The sequence below is a fragment of the Lysobacter sp. BMK333-48F3 genome (assembly GCF_019733395.1).
GTDB lineage: Bacteria > Pseudomonadota > Gammaproteobacteria > Xanthomonadales > Xanthomonadaceae > Lysobacter.
In genome coordinates, this window is sequence record NZ_JAIHOO010000001.1 from 4,863,110 (window position 1) to 4,883,457 (window position 20,348).

A 20,348-nucleotide genomic window follows, 5' to 3' on the forward strand; every position below is an offset into this window, starting at 1 on the left:
ACCGTTCACCCGCCCCACTGCCTCCGCATCGTCCGCATGCCCAAGCCCGCCTCGCGCCAGCGCCCCGCACACCCCTCCGCCGACTCCGGACCGAAGGCCGCCCGCTCCGCCGCAACCGCCGCGCCCAAGGCCGCGACGTCCAAAGCGGCGCCGTCCAAAGCGCTGCCGTCCAAAGGCGCGAGGTCCAAAGCCGGCACGGCCCAGCCGGCGCCGTCGAAACCGCGTCCGTCGCGATCCAAGGCGGCGACAGAGATTCCGTCGACGCCGCGCGCAGCGGCCAAGCCGAACCGGTCCGCGTCGTCCTCGCCGGCATCCAAGCCGCGCGCCGGCAAGCGCACGCCGCGCTTGAGCCCGGCCGAAGCCGAGGAGATGTTCTCGCGCCTGCGCGCGCTCAATCCGCACCCGACCACCGAACTGGAATACGCCACGCCGTTCGAATTGCTGGTCGCGGTCGCGCTGTCAGCGCAGGCCACCGACGTCGGCGTCAACAAGGCCACGCGCAAGCTGTTCCCGGTCGCCAACACGGCGCAGGCGATCGCCGCGCTGGGCGTCGAGGGGCTCAAGCCGTACATCGCCACCATCGGCCTGTTCAACACCAAGGCGGCGAACGTGGTGGCGCTGTCGCAACAGTTGCTGGAGCGTCATGGCGGCGAAGTGCCGCGCGACCGCGCCGCGCTCGAAGCCCTGCCCGGCGTCGGCCGCAAGACCGCCAACGTGGTCCTCAACACCGCGTTCGGCGAGCCGACGATGGCGGTCGACACGCATATCTTCCGGGTCTCCAACCGCACCGGCCTGGCTCCCGGCAAGGACGTGCGCGCGGTCGAGGACGCGCTGCTGAAAGCGGTGCCGGCGCAGTACCTGCAGGACGCGCACCACTGGCTGATCTTGCACGGACGTTACGTTTGCAAGGCGCGCAAGCCCGATTGCCCGCATTGCGCGATCCGCGATCTGTGCCGCTTTACGGACAAGACGCCGGGCGAGCCGGAGCCCGTAGCCATCTGATTCGCAAGGAAATCCGATTCGACGCAGGACGGTTGCGCCGGCGTCATCGCGCGGTCATCCCGGAGAAATAAGTCAGATCTGTCACATTTACGCAACTTTCACACCCTAGCCTGCGCGCCATCACTCCACGCCTCAGGGCTAGACCATGAAACTCTCGCGTAACACCCTCGCCGTAGCGTTGCTCGCCGTGCTGGCCGCTCCCGCCGCGCATGCCGAAGTCGCGCTGGACGTCATCGGCGACTCCGAAGTCTCCTTCGAAGGCCTGCTGCAGGCGGATTACAACGATTTCAACAGCGACGTCCTGAACCTCAACGCCGACCTGCCGGACGGCAAGGACAGCGACAACGAGCTGCGCCGCGCCGAGCTGGTCCTGAAGGGCAAGGGCCCGGGCAACATCGAGTGGGTCGCCGGCTACGACGCCAAGGCCGACAAGTTCCTCGACGTCAACGTCAAGTACAAGCTCGGCGGCGACAGCAACCACTACATCCAGGTCGGCCAGTTCAAGCAGCCCAACAGCCTGGAAGAGCTGTCCTCGACCAAGAACAACGACTTCGTCTCCAAGGCGATGGTCACCAACACCTTCGGCGTCGCCCGTCGCCTCGGCGCCGCCTACAGCTACGGCACCAACGACTGGAGCATCACCGCCAGCTACTTCGGCCGCGAGCTGACCCGCAACCTGGCGCACGGCGCCGGCTTCGGCCTGCGCGGCACCTTCGCCCCGATCAACGAGAAGGGCAACCTGCTGCACTTCGGCCTGTCCTACGTCGACCTCGACACCGACGCCGACACCGCCCGCATCCGCACCCGTCCGCAGGCCGACCTGGCCGCCGGCCGCCTGGTCGACACCGGCAACATGCTCAACGTCGACCGCCAGAACACCATCGGCGCCGAGGCAATGTGGGTGCGCGGTCCGTTCAAGCTGCAGGCCGAGTACATGCGTTCGGAATTCGACCGCTACGCGACCCGCGCCAGCACCCAGCCGGGCAAGAAGTTCACCGGCGACAGCTGGTACGTCAGCGGCGTGTGGAACATCACCGGCGAAACCTGGGGCTACAAGGCCGGCGTGCCGACCACCCCGCTGCCCGACGAACCCGCCAGCGGCATGTGGCAGGTCGGCGTGCGCTACGACAAGATCGACCTCAACGACGGCTCGCTGCGCCCGGGCGCGACCCCGACCGCGGCGCCGATCGTCGCCGGCGTGCTCGGCGGCGAGATGGACGCCTGGACCGTCGGCGTGAACTGGTACTGGCGCTCGAACTTCAAGTTCATGCTCGACTACTCGATGGTCGACAGCTCCAAGTACATCGGCCGCACCAGCGCGACCTACTCGCAGAACCCGCGCTACAACAACCGCACCTTCAACCGCGTGGTCGACGACAGCCCGAACATCATCACCGCGCGCGTCCAGTTCTACTGGTAAGCGGTTCCGGTCATCTCTCCCCCTCCGATCGGCGACGGTCGTTACGGGCGCGGCGCTGCCGCGCCCTTATTTTTCCCGCGCCACGGCCCGCGCCGTGTCATCCGGCTGTCACATAAGTGCCTCGCAGCGGTCATCGGACCGTTATCAAATGCGCGGCAACGGTTACGTGCCAGCCGTCTCTTTTCAGGAGCCCACCGTGTTCAAGTCCCTGTCCTTCCGCCTGAGCGCCATCGCCATGGCCAGCGCGCTCGCCGTCACCGCGCAGGCCGCCGACGTCACCGGCGCCGGCGCTTCCTTCGTCTACCCCGTGATGTCGAAGTGGTCGGCCGACTACGCCAAGACCACCGGCAAGAAGGTCAACTACCAGTCGATCGGCTCCGGCGGCGGCATCGCCCAGATCAAGGCCGCGACGGTCGATTTCGGCTCTTCCGACGCCCCGCTCAAGCCCGAGGAACTGGCCAAGTTCGGCTTGGCCCAGTTCCCGTCGGTGATCGGCGGCGTGGTGCCGGTGGTCAACGTCCCGGGCGTGGCCTCCGGCGCGATGAAGCTCGACGGCGAGACCCTCGCCAACATCTTCCTCGGCAAGGTCACGATGTGGAACGACCCGGCGATCGTCGCCCTCAACGGCGGCCTCAAGCTGCCGGCGAAGAAGATCACCGTCGTCCACCGCTCCGACGGTTCGGGCACCACCTTCAACTTCGTCAACTACCTGTCCAAGGTCAGCGGCGAGTGGAAGAGCTCGGTCGGCGAAGGCACCGCGGTCAAGTGGCCGACCGGCATCGGCGGCAAGGGCAACGAAGGCGTGGCCGCCTACGTCAAGCAGATCCAGGGCGGCATCGGCTACGTCGAGCTGTCCTACGCGCTGCAGAACAAGATGGCCTATTCGCGCCTGAAGAACGCCGACGGCAAGTACGTGCTGCCGACCGACGAGACCTTCTCCGCCGCCGCCGCGAGCGCGCAGTGGGCGACCGCCAAGGATTTCTACCTGGTCATGACCAACGCGCCGGGCGAGAACTCCTGGCCGATCACCGCGACCAACTTCATCCTGATGTACAAGCAGCCCAAGAACGCCGCCGGCGCCAAGAACGCCAAGGAATTCTTCCGCTGGGTCTACGCCAACGGCGACGCTCAGGCCAAGTCGCTGGACTACGTGCCGCTGCCGGACGCGCTGGTCAAGCAGATCGAGACCTACTGGTCGGCGAACATGAACTACTGATCGGTCCGGAGGCGACCGGACCGGGGGGTTATCGGTCGCCGCCAGGGGAAGCAGATCGCGCAACGGGCCTTCGGGCCCGTTGTTGTTTTTGGGGATTGGGGGCGGGGCAGCTAAATCCCTCCTGCCGTCGTTCCCGCGAAGGCGGGAACCCAGGGCTACACCGAGGCAGGGCGCTGAAGTCTCTGGATCCCCGCTTTCGCGGGGATGACGGCCTGGGAGTTTCAGCCCGCATCCCAAATCCCAATCCCGAATCCCGACGCCGGGGCGTTTGTGACCGCCAGACCGCAGCCCGCCCCCAACACCGTCATCCCCGCGAAAGCGGGGATCCAGAGACTTCAGCGCCCTGCCTCGGTGTAGCCCTGGGTTCCCGCTTTCGCGGGAACGACGGCAGGAGAGGATGCCGCTCTCCCACACCGTCATCCCCACGATCGCACCATCCCGCCCCCCGATCCCCCGATCCTCAGGGCCGCGAACGCCCTCCCGTATCGCCCGTGCCGCGGTCACGCCCGAATCCCGACGCCGGGGCGTTTGTGACCGCCAGACCGCAGCCCGACCCCGCCAAACCGCGACGTCCGGCACCCGGAACGGCGCTTCGCTACAGATTCATTACCGATCCATGTCATAGCGGTGTAACAAAAAGATCATCAAATGGCGCCACCCAGCCGGCGCCCACGCCGGCCCCTCCTGGAGCAGTCATGAAATCGCCGGCCCGTATCGCCGTCCTCTCCCTCGCCATCGCGCTCGCCGCCGCGGCGTGCTCGGGCAGCCAGTCCCCGGCCCCGGCCGGCGACGCCAAGACCGAGGCGGCCGCCCCGGCCGGCGACCAGGTCGCCGCCCAGATCACCGGCGCCGGCGCCACCTTCATCTACCCGCTGCTGTCCAAGTGGTCGGACGACTACCACAAGGCCACCGGTGCCAAGGTCAACTACCAGTCGATCGGCTCCGGCGGCGGCATCGCCCAGATCAAGGCCGGCACGGTCGATTTCGGCTCCTCGGACAAGCCGCTGGCCAGCGACGAGCTCGCCGCCGCCGGCCTGGGCCAGTTCCCCTCGGCGATCGGCGGCGTGGTGCCGGTGGTCAACGTCGACGGCATCGCCCCGGGTCAGCTGCGCCTGACCGGCCCGCTGCTGGCCGAGATCTTCCTCGGCACGGTGGCGAAGTGGAACGACGCCAAGATCGCCGCGGCCAACCCGGGCGTGGCCCTGCCCGACCTGAAGATCAACATCGTCCACCGCTCCGACGGCTCGGGCACCACCTTCAACTTCTCCAACTACCTGTCCAAGGTCAGCCCGGAGTGGAAGACCAAGGTCGGCGAAGGCACCTCGGTGCAGTGGCCGGGCGGCGTCGGCGGCAAGGGCAACGAGGGCGTGGCCTCGTACGTGAAGCAGATCAAGGGTTCGATCGGCTACGTCGAGCTGGCCTACGCGCTGCAGAACAAGATGGCCCACACCCAGCTGCAGAACGCGGCCGGCCAGTTCGTCCAGCCCAGCGCCGAGGCCTTCCAGGCCGCCGCCGCGACCGCGGACTGGGCCAACGCCAAGGACTTCAACCTGGTGATCACCAACGCCGCCGGCGAGAAGTCCTGGCCGATCACCGCGACCAATTTCATCCTGATGCACAAGCAGCCCAAGGACGCCAAGCGCAGCGCCGACACCCGCGCCTTCTTCAAGTGGGCGTTCGAGAACGGCCAGTCCCAGGCGCAGTCGCTGGACTACGTGCCGCTGCCGGCGGAACTGGTCAAGCAGATCGAGGCGTATTGGGGCGCGGAGTTCAAGTGACGTTCTGACCCGCGCCCGCGCAGCGGGCGCGGCTTTGTCGGAACGTCATTCCCGCGCAGGCGGGAATCCAAAGCCTTCAGCGCCGTGCCTCCTACCTGGAAGCCACGTCGCGATGAAGCCCTGGATCCCCGCCTTCGCGGGGATGACGGCACAACACTTCACCGCAACACCCGCCAGCAACCCCAATCCCACGCGTGGCCCCGCCGGACCGACACCCGCCAATGAACGCGACCGCCCTACCCGCCGCCCCGACCGCGCCCGCCGCGCGCGACGTCAAGGACGCGCGCAACGACCGCCTGTTCCGCTACGCGCTCACCGCCACCGTCGTCTTCGTCCTGTTCGCCCTCGCCAGCGCCGCCCTGTCGATGCTGTGGGGCGGCCGCCACGTGCTCGCCCATGAGGGCCTGAGCTTCTTCGTCACCGCCGAATGGAATCCGGTCGAGGACAAGTACGGCGCGCTGGTACCGATCTACGGCACCGTGGTCACCGCCCTGATCGCGATGCTGATCGCGGTGCCGGTCAGCTTCGGCATCGCCTTCTTCCTGACCGAGGTCGCGCCGCGCTGGGCGCGCGGTCCGATCGGCACCGCGATCGAACTGCTCGCCGGCATCCCCTCGATCATCTACGGCATGTGGGGCCTGTTCGTGCTGGTCCCGGTGATGACCGAACACGTCACCCCCTGGCTCAACGACAACGTCGGCACCTGGCCGGTGATCGGCAAGCTGTTCCAGGGCCCGCCGCTGGGCATCGGCATGCTCACCGCCGGCATCGTCCTGGCGATCATGGTGATCCCCTTCATTTCCTCGGTGATGCGCGAAGTGTTCCTGACCGTGCCCACGCGGCTGAAGGAATCGGCCTACGCGCTGGGCTCGACCCGATGGGAAGTCAGCTGGGACATCGTCCTGCCCTACACCCGCTCGGCGGTGATCGGCGGCATCTTCCTCGGCCTGGGCCGCGCGCTCGGCGAGACCATGGCGGTGGCCTTCGTGATCGGCAACTCGGTCAACTTCTCGGCCTCGCTGCTCGAACCCGGCACCACCATCGCCGCGCTGATCGCCAACGACTTCGGCGAAGCCACCGAGACCTACCGCTCGGCCCTGCTGCTGCTCGGCTTCGTACTGTTCATCGTCACCTTCGTCGTGCTCGCCGCCGCGCGGCTGATGCTGCTGAAACTCTCGCGCAAGGAGGGCACCTGATGAGCGCCGCCGCCAACGCTGCCCTGCAGCAACGCCATCGCACCGCCGACGCGTTGTACCGGCGCCGCCGCCTGATCAACGCCGTGTCGGTGCTGCTGGCAAGCGCCGCCGCCGGGTTCGGCCTGTTCTTCCTCGGCTGGATCCTCTACACCCTGATCGCCAAGGGTCTGGGCGGGATCAACTGGGCGCTGTTCACCCAGAACACCCCGCCGCCGATGCAGGAAGGCGGCCTGATGAACGCCTTCTTCGGCAGCGCGGTGATGTGCGCGATCGCGATCGCGATCGGCACCCCGCTGGGCATCGCCGCCGGCACCTGGCTGGCCGAGTACGGCGCGGGGCGCAAGATCGGCACCGTGGTGCGCTTCGTCAACGACATCCTGCTGTCGGCGCCGTCGATCGTGCTCGGCCTGTTCGTCTACACCCTGGTGGTGATGCAGACCGGCGGCAATTTCTCCGCCCTCGCCGGCGCGATCTCGCTGGCCTTCATCGTCCTGCCGGTGGTGGTGCGCACCACCGACGAGATGCTGCGCCTGGTTCCGGCGCAGATGCGCGAAGCGGCGCTGTCGCTGGGCGTGCCGCAGTGGAAGGTGATCGTGCAGGTGCTGTACCGCAGCGCCTCGGCCGGCATCGTCACCGGCGTGCTGCTGGCCCTGGCGCGCATCTCCGGCGAGACCGCGCCGCTGCTGTTCACCGCCTTCGGCAACCAGTACTGGAACCACAACGTGCTGCAGCCGATGGCCAGCGTACCGGTGGTGATGAACCAGTTCGCCGGCAGCCCGTACGAGACTTGGCAAACCCTGGCCTGGGCCGGTGCCCTGGTCCTCACCTTCTTCGTCCTGATCGTCAGCCTGCTCGCCCGCACCCTGGTGCTGCGCAATCGGATCTCCAATGACTGACCTGTCCAACATCTCCGTCGCCCGTACCCCGGCCGCCATGAACGAGCCCCGCCTCACCGTCGCCACCCCGGAGCGCGCGGCATCCGCCGACGCGCCGGTCAAGCTCGCCGCGCGCGGCCTGAACTTCTACTACGACAAGTTCCACGCGCTGAAGAACATCGACCTGGAGATCCCGGAAAAGCGCGTCACCGCGCTGATCGGGCCCTCCGGCTGCGGCAAGTCGACCCTGCTGCGCATCTTCAACCGCATCTACGCCCTGTACCCGAAGCTGGAGGCGCGCGGCGAAGTGCTGCTGGACGGCGAGAACATTCTCGATGCGCGCTATCCGATGAACCGGTTGCGCAGCAAGGTCGGCATGGTGTTCCAGAAGCCGGTGCCGTTCCCGATGACCATCTTCGAGAACGTCGCCTACGGCATCCGCCACCACGAAAAGCTGTCCAAGTCGGAAATGAACGACCGCGTCGAGCAGGCCCTGCGCCAGGGCGCGCTGTGGGACGAAGTCAAGGACAAGCTCGGCCAGAGCGCGCTCGGCCTGTCCGGCGGCCAGCAGCAGCGCCTGTGCATCGCCCGCGCCGTGGCCCTGCGCCCGGACGTGCTGCTGCTCGACGAACCGACCTCGGCGCTGGACCCGATCTCGACCAGCCGCATCGAGCAGTTGGTCGAGGAGCTGAAGAAGGACTACACCATCGCGATCGTGACCCACAACATGCAGCAGGCGGCGCGCGTCTCCGACTTCACCGCCTTCATGTACCTCGGCGACCTGATCGAGCACGGCGCGACCGAGCAGATCTTCTCGCAGCCGACCAAGCAGCAGACCGAGGACTACATCACCGGCCGGTTCGGTTGATGTGGCCGGGAATGGGGAATCGGGAATAGAGAATGGTTAAAGCACTCCTCCCAGTCTCCAGGAATCTCCCGCCCTCCCCGCTTCGTCTTTTCCATTCCCTATTCCCCATTCCCTATTGCCGACCATGACCATGCACGACCACATCGTCAAAAGCTACGACGACGAGCAGCGCCGGCTGCTCGACGAGACCCTGCGCATGGGCGAAATGGCGGCCGCTCAGCTGGAAGCCGCGCTCGACGTGGTCCAGCGCCGCGACGACAAGGCCGCCGAGCGGATCATCGCCAACGACGAGGCGATCGACGCGCTGGAGCAGGAGATCAGCCACGACGTCATGAAGCTGGCCCTGCGCGGCCCGATGGCGCGCGACCTGCGCGAGATCCTGGCCGCGATCCGGATCGCCTCGGACATCGAGCGGGTCGGCGACTACGCCGCCAACGTCGCCAAGCGCTCGACCGCGCTGAACCTGGCGCCGCCGCTGCCGCACGTGGCCGGCCTGCACGCCCTGGGCACCCTGGCGGTGGCGCAGCTGCGCGACGTGCTGGTCGCCTACCGCGACAACGACGTCGAGCTGGCGCAACGGGTGCGCGCGCGCGACGCCGAGATCGACACCGCCTATACCGGCCTGTTCCGCGAATTGCTGACCTACATGATGGAAGACGCGCGCAGCATCACCGCCTGCACGCACCTGCTGTTCATGGCCAAGAACATCGAGCGCATCGGCGACCACGCCACCAACATCGCCGAGAACGTCTGGTTCCTGGTCAAGGGCGAGCATCCGCTGCCGCCGCGCGAGAAGCGCGACGACACCAACACCGCCAGCCCGGTCTGAGCCCGCGGACGGACGCCGAACGCGCCCGTCCGCGCTGCGCCGCAACATAATCCGGCCTGCGCCGAAGTCCGGCCGGCAGGCTCGCCTTCGCCGTTGCCGCCGCGCCGTGCCGGCGCGGGCCGGCCGATGAATCGCGATTTCGCCGCGATGCCGCGCATGCAAACGGTTTCATGCGGCGCGGACTGAATCCGTTCTGAACAAAACGCGACCCAGGTCGCGTTGCGCGAACCCGTTCGCCCCTCCCCCGACTCTTGGTACATGCCCGCAGCGCTGCGCGGCGGTGTATTTTGGCAACCCGGAGGAGGACCGGCATGACCCTGCTGATGGCCAACGGAGATTTGGCGGCGGCCCGCTCGGGCGATCGGGCGGCGCTCGAACGCGTGCTGACGCATTCGCGCCAGGACCTGCGGCGCTACGCCGAATTCCACTGCGTCATCAACGACGTCGAGGACGCGGTCCAGGAAAGCCTGATCACCGTCTCGCGCAAGCTGCGCGACCTGCGCGTGCTGGAATGCTTCGTGTCGTGGACCTTCCGCATCGTCAAGCGCGAATGCAACCGGCTCAAGCGCGCCCGGCGCCTGCTCGCCGGCCAGCCGATCGGCGAGGAGATCATGCCGGTGACGACCCCGGAACCGGTCGAGTGGCGCCACGACGTCGCCGCCGCGCTGGAATCCCTGCCCGCGCACTACCGCGAGATCATCCTGTTGCGCGACCTGGAGGGGCTGACCGTCGAAGAGCTCGGCGCGCGCCTGGACATGACCCGCGAAGCGGTCAAGTCGCGCCTGCACCGCGCCCGCGTGCTCGCCCGCGAGTACCTGCAGACTTGACCCCGCGCCGCCCGCCGCATGGCACCCGGCCGCGCCGGATTGCGTATTCCCTTTGGTTCGACCCACGCTCTGTACCCGCAAACCCGAATTCAGCGCAAACCACGGACCCGACCTGTCGGACCGTCATCCCAACCGGCGGATAACCGCCGACATCGCCACGTAGGAGTCATTCCATGTCCAAGCAAATCAAGAAGCCCGTCGCCCTCGCCCTCGGCGCCACCCTGATCGGCGGCCTGAGCCTGTCGGCTTCCGCGTTCGCGATGACCGATCTGTCGCAGGGCTACCTGCTGGGCGCGCAGTCGGCGCAGACCGCCGACAAGGCCGTCGACGCCAAGGCCACCGACGCCAAGAAGGCCGAAGGCACCTGCGGCGCAGACAAGAAGGCGAAGGAAGGCAGCTGCGGCGCCGACAAGAAGGCCGCCGAGGGCAAGTGCGGCGAAGGCAAGTGCGGCGCCGACAAGAAGAAGCACGCCGAAGGCAAGTGCGGCGGCGACAAGAAGGACGCGGCCAAGCCCGCCGACGCCAAGCCGGCGGCCAAGAAGGCCGGCGAGGGCAAGTGCGGCGAAGGCAAGTGCGGCGGTTCGGTCTAATCGCCGCCACGCGATGACGATGGACGGCACGCGTCCCCTGAAACCGGATGCCGTCGGCCTCGGCCTGCGGCGGGCCCTGCTGGGCCCGCTGCAGTCCGCCGCGGACGGGGATTTCGATTTCCTCGAATGCGCGCCGGAGAACTGGATCGGCGTCGGCGGCCGCTACGGCGAGGCCCTGCGCGAACTCGGCGCGCGCCACCCGCTGGTCTGCCACGGCCTGTCGCTGTCGCTGGGCGGCACCGAAGCGCTGGACGAGACCTTCCTGGTCCGGGTCCGGCGTTTCCTCGACGAGCACCGGGTCGCCTGCTACAGCGAGCACCTGAGCTACTGCAGCGACGACGGCCACCTCTACGATCTGCTGCCGATTCCGTTCACCGAAGAGGCGGTGCACCACGTCGCCGCGCGCATCCGCCGCACCCAGGACCTGGTCGGGCGCCGGATCGCGATCGAGAACGCCTCCTACTACGCCGCGCCGCACCAGGAGATGAGCGAAATCGAGTTCACCCTGGCGGTGCTGGCCGAGGCCGACTGCGAGCTGTTGCTCGACGTCAACAACGTCTACGTCAATTCGATCAACCACCGCTACGACGCGCGCGCCTTCCTGGCCGCGATGCCGGCCGAGCGGATCGCCTACCTGCACGTCGCCGGCCACTACGACGAGGCCGAAGACCTCAAGGTCGATACCCACGGCGCGCCGGTCAAGGATGCGGTGTGGTCGCTGCTCGGCGAGGCCTACCGGCTGTTCGGCCAGCGCCCGACCCTGCTCGAACGCGACTTCAACTTCCCGCCCTACGAAGAGCTGGTCGGCGAACTCGGCCAGGTGCGCCGGATCCTGGCCCAGGCCGCGCCTGCCGCCGCCCGCCGCGCGCGCGGCTGAGCCCCCATGAACGACGCTCCCTCGCGCCTGCGCGCGCAGCAGTTCGAACTGACCCGGCACCTGCGCGACCCGCAGGCCAGCCCGGCCCCGGCCGGCCTGGAAGACCGCCGCCTGGGCATCTACCGCGACCTGTTGTTCAACAACATCGAAGGCCTGCTGGCCGGCAATTTCCCGGTCATCCGCCGCCTGCTCGGCGACGAGCGCTGGCCGCGCATGGTGCGCGACTTCTATCGCGACCACCGCTGCCGCACGCCACTGTTCCCCGAGATCGCGCGCGAGTTCATGCGCTACCTGGAGCAGCGCGAGAACGCGGACGACCCGCCGTTCCTGTCCGAGCTGGCGCATTACGAATGGGTCGAACTGGCCCTGCAGCTCAGCGAAGCGCAGGCGCCCCGCGACGACGCCGGCATCGCCGACGCCGACCTGCTCGAACACCCGCCGCAACTGTCGCCGCTGGCCTGGCCGCTGGCCTATGCCTGGCCGGTACACCGGATCGGCCCGGATTTCGAGCCCGACCGCGCCCCCGCCGCGCCGAGCCTGCTGCTGTTGCGCCGCGAGGCCGACGGCGAGGTCCGCTTCTCCGAACTCAGCCCGCTGGCCTACCGCCTGATCGAACGCATCGGCGAGGCGCCGCAGTTGAGCGCGCGCGAACAACTCGCCGCGCTCGCCGCCGAGGCCGGCAGCGACGATCCGGCCGGGTTCCTCGAACTCGGCCACGGCCTGCTGCGGCAGATGCGCGCCAACGCGGTGATTTTTTTCGCCGCGGCGAACCCTTCGGCCTGAGCGGCGCCTCTTATCGGTAAAGCGCCGGCATTTCCGGCGCGACCGTGGAGTGCCCGCAATGCCGTCGTTCTGCCTGATCAAGTCCTGCCTGTCCTTGCGCGACCGCCTCGCCGGCGTCGGCGCCTGGCTGGCGCCCGTAGGCCTGCGCCTGATCCTGGCCTGGGAATTCTTCGAATCCGGACGCGAGAAACTGCGCGGCGAGAACTGGTTCGGCGAAATCATGGCCAACTTCCCGTTCCCGTTCGACCGCGTGCCGGCGTCATTGAGCTGGTCGCTGGCGACGTGGTTCGAACTGCTCGGCGCGGCCGCACTGCTGCTCGGCCTGGCCACCCGCTTCGCCGCCGCTTCGCTGTTCGCGCTGACCGTGGTCGCCACCGCCGCTGTGCACTGGCCGCAGGACTGGATGGGCCTGGCCCAGTTGGCGCAAGGCTATGCGATCCGCGACAGCGGCGCCGGCAACTACAAGCTGCCGCTGATCTTCCTGGCCATGCTGTGGCCGCTGATCCTCGGCGGCGCCGGGCGGCTGAGCCTGGACGCCCGGCTGACGCGCCGCGCGGCGCTGCCGGCGACCGCGCCGCGCGCCGATCTGTTCGGCTGGGGCCTGGTCCTGGCGCCGTTCGGCCTGCTCGTGGCGATGCTGCTGCCGGCGCCGGGCCTGGCCCTGGCCGGACTCGGCGCGGCGGCCCTGCTCGTCGGCGCCCGGCGCGCGCCGGGCTGCACGCTCGCGCCGGCGAACTGAACCGCCCCTGCCTGCCGCCGCGGCCGGACCGCGGCGGCGGCCATGCGCGAGGCCGGGGCCGCGTACGGACGAAGGCTCAGCATCAACCTGCTAGGCTTTCGTCCATGATCGAAACCGGCCCCATCGCAACCGCCCCCGTCGCGCCCCCTACCCTCGCCACCCGTTTCCGCGGCTACCTGCCGGTGGTCGTCGACGTCGAGACCGGCGGCTTCGACTGGAACAAGCACGCCCTGCTGGAAATCGCCGTGCAGCCGCTCGAGCTCGACGGCGAAGGCCGGCTGGTGCCGGGCGCGGTCGCCAGCGCCCATGTGGTGCCCGCCCCGGGCACCCTGATCGACCCCAAGTCGCTGGAAGTCACCGGCATCGACATCGACCATCCGTTCCGCGACGCCAAGCCCGAACGGCAGGCGCTGGAGCAGGTGTTCGCGCCGGTGCGCGAGGCGGTCAAGCGCCACGGCTGCCAACGCGCGATCCTGGTCGGCCACAACGCCCACTTCGACCTCAACTTCCTCAATGCCGCGGTCGCGCGCAGCGGCCACAAGCGCAATCCTTTCCACCCCTTCAGCGTGTTCGACACCGTGACCCTGGCCGGCGTCGCCTACGGCCAGACCGTGCTCGCCCGCGCCGTGCAGGCCGCCGGCCTGTCCTGGAACGCGCAGGAGGCGCATTCGGCGGTCTACGACACCGAACGCACCGCCGAGCTGTTCTGCAAGATCGTCAACGCCTGGCCGGCGGGCGCTGCGCGCGGCTGAACCTGGCGTAATTCAACGACACGGACCGTCGATGGACGAATACCGTTGGATCCCCGGCCAAGGGCCGGACCGAACCGCCTTGCAGCGCCTGCGCGCCCTGACCCGAGTGCCGAAGCAGCCGATGGGCGAAGCCTGGTTCATGGGCGAGACGCGGCGCATGTACCCGGCGCTGATGCACGACGATCCGTCGCGATGGCCGCGGGACGAACTCGACTCGGCGCTGTACGAATTGGCTTCCGGACCGGTCGCGTTCGGCCCGCTGCGCGAGTGGAGCCTGTGGTTCGCGTTCCTGCTGCCGCGCGCGCTGGAACTGCTCGGCCGATCCGACGCGGCAGCGTTCGACGACAGTCGATTGCTCAGCGGCCTGATCACCGCCACCTTCGTCCATTATCCCGATGGCGAACGACTGCCCGCGAACCTGCGCCAGGATTTGCTGGATACGTTGGGGCGAGCAATGTTCGCGCCTTCGCTATGGAACGCATCGGGCATGCAGAAAAACGCCTTCTGCTCGCCGTGGCAGCGCGGAACCCGGCACGGCGACATGCTCGACCCGAGCGACGCGTTTTCCGCCTCTTGCATCTTGATCGCAACCTACCTGGATCCCGAGCGACTCGCCCACTGGCTGGATTCGGTCATGCGCATCGCCGACCCGTTCTGGCGCGCCGGCTGGGTGGTCTGGCTGGCCGGCGCGGCGCCGGTCCTCATCGATGGCGCTTATCCGAGCGCGCTGGACAGCGGCGGCTTCCACCTCGCCGATTGGCTCAACGCCCATCTGCTGGACGCGCCCTCGAAGCCGATCGTGCCGGACGTGCTGCCGGCGGCATTCGTCGATGCGGAACGGCGCCAACTCCTGCAGGCATCGCTGAGGCGGAACCTGGATCGCCGCCGGCTGCAGCAGTGGGGCGCCGACCTGCGCCAAGCCGGCGCGCCGCGCGGCGAAGCGTTCGAGTACGTCTTGTGGCAGTACGACAGCGCCGCCGAGGCCGTGGCCGAGCGCTATCGGCTCGACTGAGGCGCATTCGCTATCCCGCGCGCCGATGTTGCGCGCGCGCAACATGCCCGCCCTGGCCGCCCGCCTCGTGCGGCCTCGTTTCCTGGAGTGCGAGCGGCGCTGTGCCGCCGATCCGGCCCGCGACGCGGGTCGCGGCCCAGGACGGGAGGACAGGATGTTCGCTTTCGACGACGAGCAGTTTCTCGATGGCTATCGCCGGCGCTTCGGCCCGCTGCGGGCCGATCTGGTGCAGGCGCTGCGCTTCCTGATGGGGCGCATCGAACAGGACCGCAGCTTCAGCGACAGCGCGGTGCACCGGCAGCAGATCGCCTATTGCATGGCCACTTTCAAGTGGGAGACCGCGCATACCCTGCGCCCGATCGACGAGTTCGGCGACGATGCGCGCTTCGAGCGCCTGTACGGCGCGCACACCCGGATCGGCAAGACGCTGGGCAATACCAAGCCCGGCGACGGCGCGCGCTACCACGGCCGCGGTTACGTGCAACTGACCGGCCGCACCAACTACGAACGCGCCGGCAAACTGCTCGGCGTCGACCTGCTGGGCAAGCCCGACGACGCCAAGCAGCCGGAGATCGCCTACGCGATCGCGATGGAAGGCATGAAGAAGGGCTGGTTCACCGGCAAGAAGCTCGACCACTACTTCAAGCCGGGCCAGGCGCCGAACTACGAAGACGCGCGGAAGATCATCAACGGCATGGACAAGGCCCAGACCATCGCCGACATCGCCCGCCGCTTCGACGAGTTGTTCGCCAGTTCACTGGAGCCGGCGTGATCGGCGGCCACGCCCGCATCGCTGCCGCAGCGACGCGGGCGTGTCCGGTCAGGCGAGCTTGAGACCGACCAGGCCGGCGACGATCAGGGCCATGCTGCCGATGCGCAAGGCATTCGCCGGTTCGTTGAACAGGACGATGCCGAGAATCACCGTGCCGACCGCGCCGACGCCGACCCAGATCGCGTAAGCGGTGCCGACCGGCAGCGACTTCATCGCCAGGCCGAGCAAGCCGACGCTGATCGCCATCGCCGCGACGGTGCCGACCGACGGCCACAGCCGGGTGAAGCCTTCGGTGTACTTCAGGCCGATCGCCCAACCCACTTCGAACAGGCCGGCGAGAACGAGCAGAATCCAGGGCATGACGCAGCTCCCATGCAGATGGGGCCGTCCCCTGACGAAAACGCGCGCCGCTGTCGGGCTGCGCGGACCCGGGTCGTCCCGGATCGCGGCGCAGTATATCGACGCCCGGCGCGGACGGAGCGCCGGCGCGAGCTCGGGGTCAGCGGGGGGTTACAGAGGCCGACGGCGCGTGAAGACCCGGGATGGAGCTTTCACGTTCGGGGCCTCAAGCAACGCGGAGGAAACAGGAACGAGTGGAGCGGGAACGGCGCGTCGGTGCCTTGTTCGCCTAGTGAGACTGGCGCTGGGACGAAGCCGGACCGGGCATGAAGGCGCGGGGAAGCGCCTACACGGGGCTCAACGAACCCCAGGGCCTGCGCCGCAGGCGGGATGCCGCGGTCGCGGCTTGCGACCGAAGGAAATCCCTGTGGAACGCCGCTCCTACCGCTTGGCGCGAACGCGCGCCACGGAGGAGCGGAACTCGCGGCCCAGGACCGGGCCATTCGTTACTCGTTGCTCGGCACTCGTTCCTTCCCAAGCGCCGCGCCGGCCGCGGGTTCCGCGGCCTTTCGCTTACACGCCCCCTGGCTTCAGCCGCGCTGGCGCACGGCTTCGAACAGGGTCACGCCAGCGGCGACCGAGACATTCAGGCTTTCCACACCGCTGGCGGCGTTGCCGCCCGGCATCGGGATCTTGACCAGTTGGTCGCAGGTCTCGCGGGTCAGGCGGCGCAGGCCGTCGGCTTCGCCGCCGAGCACCAGGGCGACGTTGCCGCGCAGGTCGATCGCGTACAGCGAGGCCTCGGCTTCGCCGGCCAGGCCGTAGATCCACACGCCCAATTGCTGCAGGTCGCGCAGCGCCCGCGCCAAGTTGGTCACCGGAATCACCGGGATGCTGTCGGCGGCGCCGGCGGAGGTCTTGCGCACGGTCGCGTTGACCTGCACCGACTTGTCCTTGGGGATGATCACCGCGGTCGCGCCGGCGGCGGCGGCGCTGCGCAGGCAGGCGCCGAGGTTGTGCGGGTCTTGCACGCCGTCCAGTACCAGCACCAAGGCGCGGCCTTCGGCGGATTCGATCAGGCCTTCCAGCTCGTTCTCGTTCCAGGTCTTGGCCGCGGCATAGCGCGCCACCACGCCCTGATGGCGCAAGCCGCCGACCACGCCGTCCAGGGCCTGGGTCGCAACCCGGCGCACGTCGATGTCGGCGCGGCGCGCTGCGGTCTCGATCTCGGCCAGACGCGGGTTCTTGGCCCCGGCTTCGATCAGGACCTCGCGCACGTTCTGCGCATCGTGTTCGATCGCGGCGGACACGGCATTGATGCCGGCGATCCATTGTTTCTGGCTCATGGGACTTCCGTGGGGCTGGGAGGCCGCGCGGCGGCCGGAACGGCGGCGCGGCGGGGGCGGACGGCAATTCTAAGCTACCCGGCCGCACCGGGCCCGGTGCGGCCTCAGGAGCCGATATCGCGGGCAGCCCCCCAAATGCAGTTCCCCCCTTTGAAAAAGGGGCCAGGGGGGGATTGGCTTTGGCTTTGGCTTAAGCCCTCCTCACAGCAAGAGCAAATCCCCCGCGCCGCTGGACCATGACAAAACCGATTGACGCAAGGCGCTCGCCCCCTTTGCCAAAGGGGGCAGTGATTACGGCCAGTGTCCGACACGGCCGTAGGAATCGACGCCCGGGCGCCTCCCAAGCGCAGTTCCCCCCTTTGAAAAAGGGGGGCCAGGGGGGATTTGCTTTGGCTTTGGCTTTGGCTTGGCCCCACCCTCACCGCAAAAGCAAATCCCCCGCGCCGCTGGAACACAACAAAACCGACTAACGCAAGGCGCTCGCCCCTTTGTCAAAGGGGGCGGTGGTTCAGCGGCGACGGTGCGGGAGTGCTGGATCGAGGCGGCGCTGGTTCGAATGCGCGGCGGCCACCAGGCCATCGGACGCCGGCGCCTCAGTACTTCTGCTTGACCCGCTTGGCCGGCTGGCCGCGCGGGGGCAGCGGCTTCACGCCGCGTTCCTCGACCAGGCGGAAGTCGATCTTGCGGTCTTCGACGCTGGCCTTGAGCACGATGATGTCGACCCGGTCGCCGAGCCGGAACTCGCGGCCGGTGCGCTCGCCCTGCAGGGTTTTTCGGATCGGGTCGAAGTGGTAGTAGTCGTGCGGCAGCTGGGTCACGTGGACCAGGCCGTTGACCTTGGACTCGTCGAGTTCGATGAACAAGCCGAAGCTGGTCACGCCGCTGATGACGCCGGCGAACTGGCCGCCGACGTGCTGCTCCATCCACGCCGCGCGGTAGCGCTCGTCGACCTCGCGCTCGGCCTCGTCGGCGCGGCGCTCGCGCTCGGAGCATTGCAGCGCCAGCGCCGCCATCTGCCGCGGCGAGTACTCGTAGGCGGCCGGATTGACGCCGCTCAGCGCGTGCTTGATCGCGCGGTGCACCAGCAGGTCGGGGTAGCGGCGGATCGGCGAGGTGAAGTGGGCGTAGGCCTCCAGCGCCAGGCCGAAATGGCCGACGTTCTCCGGCGCGTACACCGCCAGACTCTGGCTGCGCAGCAACACCGACTCGATCAGCGCCGCATCGGCGCGTTCGCGGATCTTCTTGAGCAGCGCGGTGAAATCGCGCGGCTCGACCTGGTTCCAGGCCGGCATGCGCAGCTTGAACTCCTCGAGGAACTCCTGCAGGTCGGCGTACTTCTGCTCCGGCGGCCGGTCGTGGATGCGGAACGGCGCCGGCACCCGCTGCGCGATCAGGTACTTCGCCGCTTCCACGTTGGCGGCGATCATGCACTCCTCGATCAGCTTGTGCGCATCGTTACGCTGCAGCATGCCGGCCTGCACCACCTCGCCGTCCTTGCCCAGCACGAAGCGCACTTCGCCGGATTCGAACTCGATCGCGCCGCGCTTGGCGCGCGCCTTGGACAGCACCTGATACAGCTGGTGCAGGCGCTGGATATGCGGCAGCAGCGAGCCGATCTGCGCCTGCGCCTCGGCCTTGGCCTCTTCGGGCACGTCGCCGACCGCGTTCCAGACCTGGGTGTAGGTCAGTCGGGCATGCGAATTCATCACCGCTTCGTAGAACCTGGACTCGCCGACCTGGCCCTCGCGATCGATCTGCATGTCGCAGACGAAGCACAGCCGGTCGACCTTCGGGTTCAGCGAACAGATGCCGTTGGACAGGGTCTCCGGCAGCATCGGCACGACGAAGCCGGGGAAGTACACCGAGGTCGCGCGCTTCTGCGCTTCCTCGTCCAGCGGCGTGCCCGGACGCACGTAATGCGAGACGTCGGCGATCGCCACCACCAGGCGGAAGCCGTTGCGGTTGCTTTCGCAATACACGGCGTCGTCGAAGTCCTTGGCGTCCTCGCCGTCGATGGTCACCAGCGGCATCGCGCGCAGGTCGACCCGGGTGGCGGCGACCGACTCGGGTACCGTCAACGGCACCGCGGCGGCCTCGTCCAGCGTGGCCTGCGGGAACTGGTCGGGAATTTCGTGGCCGTGGATCGCCGCCTGCACCGCCAGCGAGGCGGTCAGCTTGTCGCCGAGCACGGCCAGCACGCGGCCGATCGGCGGACGCTTGGGGTCGGGCGCCTGGACCAGTTCGCACACCACCAACTGGCCGTTGTGCGCGTCCATCCGCGCGTCCGGCGGAATCTGCACGTTGCGCTGGATGCGGCGGTCGTCGGGCACCACGTAGCTGATGCCCTGCTCGAGGGTGAAGCGGCCGATCAGGCGGTTGAGGCGCCGCTCCAGCACTTCGACGATCGCGCCTTCGCGGCGGCCGCGGCGGTCGACGCCGGTCACGCTGACCAGCACCCGGTCGCCGTGCATGGCCTTGCGCATCTCGAACGGCGGCAGGAACAGGTCGTCGCCGCCGGCCTCCGGGCGCAGGAAGCCGAAGCCGTCGGGGTTGGCGATCACCACCCCGGGGATCAGGTCCATCTGCGCCACGGGGGCGAACTCGCCCTTGCGGTTCTGCAGCAACTGGCCGTCGCGCAGCATCGCGCCCAGGCGCTTGGCCAGCGCTTCGGCGCGCTCGGGTTCGGTCAGCTGCAGGCGCTGCGCCAGGTCCTCGGCGGTGACCGGGCCGTCGGCCGCGATCAGGGTCTGCAGGATCAGTTCGCGGCTGGCGATCGGCTGCGCGTAGCGCATCGCTTCGCGCTCGGCGTAGGGGTCGTGGTAGGCGGGCGCGCGGCCTGCGGCGGCCGGGGCCGCGGACTTCTTGCGCGGGCCCTTGGCCTGCCCGTGCTGGAGATTCTCCGGCAGCCAGGCCGGGCGCGGCGCCGCATTCTTGCGGTTGCGCGGGGCGGCGGACTTGCCGGCGGTGGTGCGGGAGGGGGTTTTGCCGCCGGTGTTTCCGGTCTTCTTGCTCTTCGTTTTTTTGGTCATGGCCGCTATGGTCGCACATCGCCATGAACGCGGCGTCTGGACGCGCCCCGGCGGTCCGCCCCGTCCGACGCGCGGTCGCGCCCTGCCCTCGCGTTGCG

General features: G+C 68.7%; 20 protein-coding genes. 16 read left to right on the top strand and 4 right to left on the bottom strand.

The features are described 5' to 3' along the window. Window positions 1-5: 5 nt before the first annotated feature. The gene (locus tag K4L06_RS20890) at window positions 6-317 is read right to left on the bottom strand and encodes a hypothetical protein (RefSeq protein ID WP_221673206.1); all 312 of its coding nucleotides are present in this window, start codon (window positions 315-317) and stop codon (window positions 6-8) included. Between the two features lie 28 nt (window positions 318-345). Between K4L06_RS20890 and nth the strand changes: the two genes are divergently transcribed. The 16 genes from nth (at window position 346) to K4L06_RS20970 (ending at window position 15,536) form a co-directional block, all read left to right on the top strand. Beyond that, complete coding sequence (gene nth, locus K4L06_RS20895) at window positions 346-1,002, top strand: endonuclease III (RefSeq protein ID WP_343225795.1); 657 nt, start codon at window positions 346-348, stop codon at window positions 1,000-1,002. Window positions 1,003-1,147: 145 nt separating this feature from the next. Beyond that, window positions 1,148-2,422, top strand: coding sequence for an OprO/OprP family phosphate-selective porin (locus K4L06_RS20900; protein ID WP_221673207.1), 1,275 nt, complete (start codon window positions 1,148-1,150; stop codon window positions 2,420-2,422). A 235-nt stretch (window positions 2,423-2,657) separates the two neighbouring features. Further along, window positions 2,658-3,638 carry a phosphate ABC transporter substrate-binding protein PstS gene (gene pstS / locus K4L06_RS20905; RefSeq protein ID WP_255595762.1) on the top strand — a complete coding sequence of 327 codons (981 nt, stop codon included), beginning with the start codon at window positions 2,658-2,660 and terminating at the stop codon, window positions 3,636-3,638. A 695-nt stretch (window positions 3,639-4,333) separates the two neighbouring features. Next, window positions 4,334-5,416 carry a phosphate ABC transporter substrate-binding protein PstS gene (gene pstS, locus K4L06_RS20910; protein ID WP_221673209.1) on the top strand — a complete coding sequence of 361 codons (1,083 nt, stop codon included), beginning with the start codon at window positions 4,334-4,336 and terminating at the stop codon, window positions 5,414-5,416. A 221-nt stretch (window positions 5,417-5,637) separates the two neighbouring features. Beyond that, window positions 5,638-6,612: a phosphate ABC transporter permease subunit PstC gene (gene pstC / locus K4L06_RS20915; protein ID WP_221673210.1), complete on the top strand. Its 975-nt coding sequence runs from the start codon at window positions 5,638-5,640 to the stop codon at window positions 6,610-6,612. Further along, window positions 6,612-7,508, top strand: a complete 897-nt coding sequence (gene pstA, locus K4L06_RS20920) for a phosphate ABC transporter permease PstA (RefSeq protein WP_221673211.1) — start codon at window positions 6,612-6,614, stop codon at window positions 7,506-7,508. Before pstC ends, pstA begins: the two co-directional genes overlap by 1 nt. Before the next feature lie 37 nt (window positions 7,509-7,545). Beyond that, the gene (gene pstB, locus K4L06_RS20925; protein WP_221673721.1) at window positions 7,546-8,355 is read left to right on the top strand and encodes a phosphate ABC transporter ATP-binding protein PstB; all 810 of its coding nucleotides are present in this window, start codon (window positions 7,546-7,548) and stop codon (window positions 8,353-8,355) included. A 124-nt stretch (window positions 8,356-8,479) separates the two neighbouring features. Beyond that, window positions 8,480-9,184 carry a phosphate signaling complex protein PhoU gene (gene phoU, locus K4L06_RS20930; protein ID WP_221673212.1) on the top strand — a complete coding sequence of 235 codons (705 nt, stop codon included), beginning with the start codon at window positions 8,480-8,482 and terminating at the stop codon, window positions 9,182-9,184. A 311-nt stretch (window positions 9,185-9,495) separates the two neighbouring features. Then, entirely contained in the window at window positions 9,496-10,011 is a 516-nt protein-coding gene (locus K4L06_RS20935) for an RNA polymerase sigma factor (RefSeq protein WP_221673213.1), read from the top strand. Window positions 10,012-10,184: 173 nt separating this feature from the next. Further along, entirely contained in the window at window positions 10,185-10,601 is a 417-nt protein-coding gene (locus K4L06_RS20940; protein ID WP_221673214.1) for a hypothetical protein, read from the top strand. A 19-nt stretch (window positions 10,602-10,620) separates the two neighbouring features. Then, window positions 10,621-11,478 (top strand): DUF692 domain-containing protein, encoded by an 858-nt coding sequence (locus K4L06_RS20945; RefSeq protein ID WP_255595389.1) that lies wholly within the window; start codon window positions 10,621-10,623, stop codon window positions 11,476-11,478. Between the two features lie 6 nt (window positions 11,479-11,484). After that, window positions 11,485-12,261, top strand: coding sequence for a putative DNA-binding domain-containing protein (locus K4L06_RS20950; RefSeq protein ID WP_221673216.1), 777 nt, complete (start codon window positions 11,485-11,487; stop codon window positions 12,259-12,261). Window positions 12,262-12,319: 58 nt separating this feature from the next. Next, window positions 12,320-13,000 carry a DoxX family protein gene (locus K4L06_RS20955; RefSeq protein WP_221673217.1) on the top strand — a complete coding sequence of 227 codons (681 nt, stop codon included), beginning with the start codon at window positions 12,320-12,322 and terminating at the stop codon, window positions 12,998-13,000. Window positions 13,001-13,104: 104 nt separating this feature from the next. Next, window positions 13,105-13,752, top strand: a complete 648-nt coding sequence (gene rnt, locus K4L06_RS20960; RefSeq protein WP_221673218.1) for a ribonuclease T — start codon at window positions 13,105-13,107, stop codon at window positions 13,750-13,752. Window positions 13,753-13,831: 79 nt separating this feature from the next. After that, entirely contained in the window at window positions 13,832-14,764 is a 933-nt protein-coding gene (locus tag K4L06_RS20965) for a hypothetical protein (protein ID WP_221673219.1), read from the top strand. Window positions 14,765-14,918: 154 nt separating this feature from the next. Then, entirely contained in the window at window positions 14,919-15,536 is a 618-nt protein-coding gene (locus tag K4L06_RS20970) for a glycoside hydrolase family 19 protein (protein ID WP_255595392.1), read from the top strand. A 48-nt stretch (window positions 15,537-15,584) separates the two neighbouring features. Here the strand turns inward: K4L06_RS20970 and sugE are convergent, their stop codons facing one another. The 3 genes from sugE to rnr all read right to left on the bottom strand — a co-directional run bounded on the left by sugE (window position 15,585) and on the right by rnr (window position 20,250). Then, the gene (gene sugE / locus K4L06_RS20975) at window positions 15,585-15,896 is read right to left on the bottom strand and encodes a quaternary ammonium compound efflux SMR transporter SugE (RefSeq protein WP_221673220.1); all 312 of its coding nucleotides are present in this window, start codon (window positions 15,894-15,896) and stop codon (window positions 15,585-15,587) included. Between the two features lie 569 nt (window positions 15,897-16,465). Continuing rightward, window positions 16,466-17,221, bottom strand: a complete 756-nt coding sequence (gene rlmB / locus K4L06_RS20980) for a 23S rRNA (guanosine(2251)-2'-O)-methyltransferase RlmB (protein WP_221673221.1) — start codon at window positions 17,219-17,221, stop codon at window positions 16,466-16,468. Between the two features lie 593 nt (window positions 17,222-17,814). Next, entirely contained in the window at window positions 17,815-20,250 is a 2,436-nt protein-coding gene (gene rnr / locus K4L06_RS20985; RefSeq protein ID WP_221673222.1) for a ribonuclease R, read from the bottom strand. Window positions 20,251-20,348 lie beyond the last annotated feature (98 nt).

Excerpts from the sequence above, each read along its gene's own strand:
- K4L06_RS20900 (WP_221673207.1), top strand. The coding sequence starts at position 1,148 with ATGAAACTCTCGCGTAACACCCTCGCCGTAGCGTTGCTCGCCGTGCTG.
- pstS (WP_255595762.1), top strand. The coding sequence starts at position 2,658 with ATGGCCAGCGCGCTCGCCGTCACCGCGCAGGCCGCCGACGTCACCGGC.
- pstS (WP_221673209.1), top strand. The coding sequence starts at position 4,334 with ATGAAATCGCCGGCCCGTATCGCCGTCCTCTCCCTCGCCATCGCGCTC.
- pstC (WP_221673210.1), top strand. The coding sequence starts at position 5,638 with ATGAACGCGACCGCCCTACCCGCCGCCCCGACCGCGCCCGCCGCGCGC.
- pstA (WP_221673211.1), top strand. The coding sequence starts at position 6,612 with ATGAGCGCCGCCGCCAACGCTGCCCTGCAGCAACGCCATCGCACCGCC.
- pstB (WP_221673721.1), top strand. The coding sequence starts at position 7,546 with ATGAACGAGCCCCGCCTCACCGTCGCCACCCCGGAGCGCGCGGCATCC.
- phoU (WP_221673212.1), top strand. The coding sequence starts at position 8,480 with ATGACCATGCACGACCACATCGTCAAAAGCTACGACGACGAGCAGCGC.
- K4L06_RS20935 (WP_221673213.1), top strand. The coding sequence starts at position 9,496 with ATGACCCTGCTGATGGCCAACGGAGATTTGGCGGCGGCCCGCTCGGGC.
- K4L06_RS20940 (WP_221673214.1), top strand. The coding sequence starts at position 10,185 with ATGTCCAAGCAAATCAAGAAGCCCGTCGCCCTCGCCCTCGGCGCCACC.
- K4L06_RS20945 (WP_255595389.1), top strand. The coding sequence starts at position 10,621 with ATGGACGGCACGCGTCCCCTGAAACCGGATGCCGTCGGCCTCGGCCTG.
- K4L06_RS20950 (WP_221673216.1), top strand. The coding sequence starts at position 11,485 with ATGAACGACGCTCCCTCGCGCCTGCGCGCGCAGCAGTTCGAACTGACC.
- K4L06_RS20955 (WP_221673217.1), top strand. The coding sequence starts at position 12,320 with ATGCCGTCGTTCTGCCTGATCAAGTCCTGCCTGTCCTTGCGCGACCGC.
- rnt (WP_221673218.1), top strand. The coding sequence starts at position 13,105 with ATGATCGAAACCGGCCCCATCGCAACCGCCCCCGTCGCGCCCCCTACC.
- K4L06_RS20970 (WP_255595392.1), top strand. The coding sequence starts at position 14,919 with ATGTTCGCTTTCGACGACGAGCAGTTTCTCGATGGCTATCGCCGGCGC.
- sugE (WP_221673220.1), bottom strand. The coding sequence starts at position 15,896 with ATGCCCTGGATTCTGCTCGTTCTCGCCGGCCTGTTCGAAGTGGGTTGG.
- rlmB (WP_221673221.1), bottom strand. The coding sequence starts at position 17,221 with ATGAGCCAGAAACAATGGATCGCCGGCATCAATGCCGTGTCCGCCGCG.
- rnr (WP_221673222.1), bottom strand. The coding sequence starts at position 20,250 with ATGACCAAAAAAACGAAGAGCAAGAAGACCGGAAACACCGGCGGCAAA.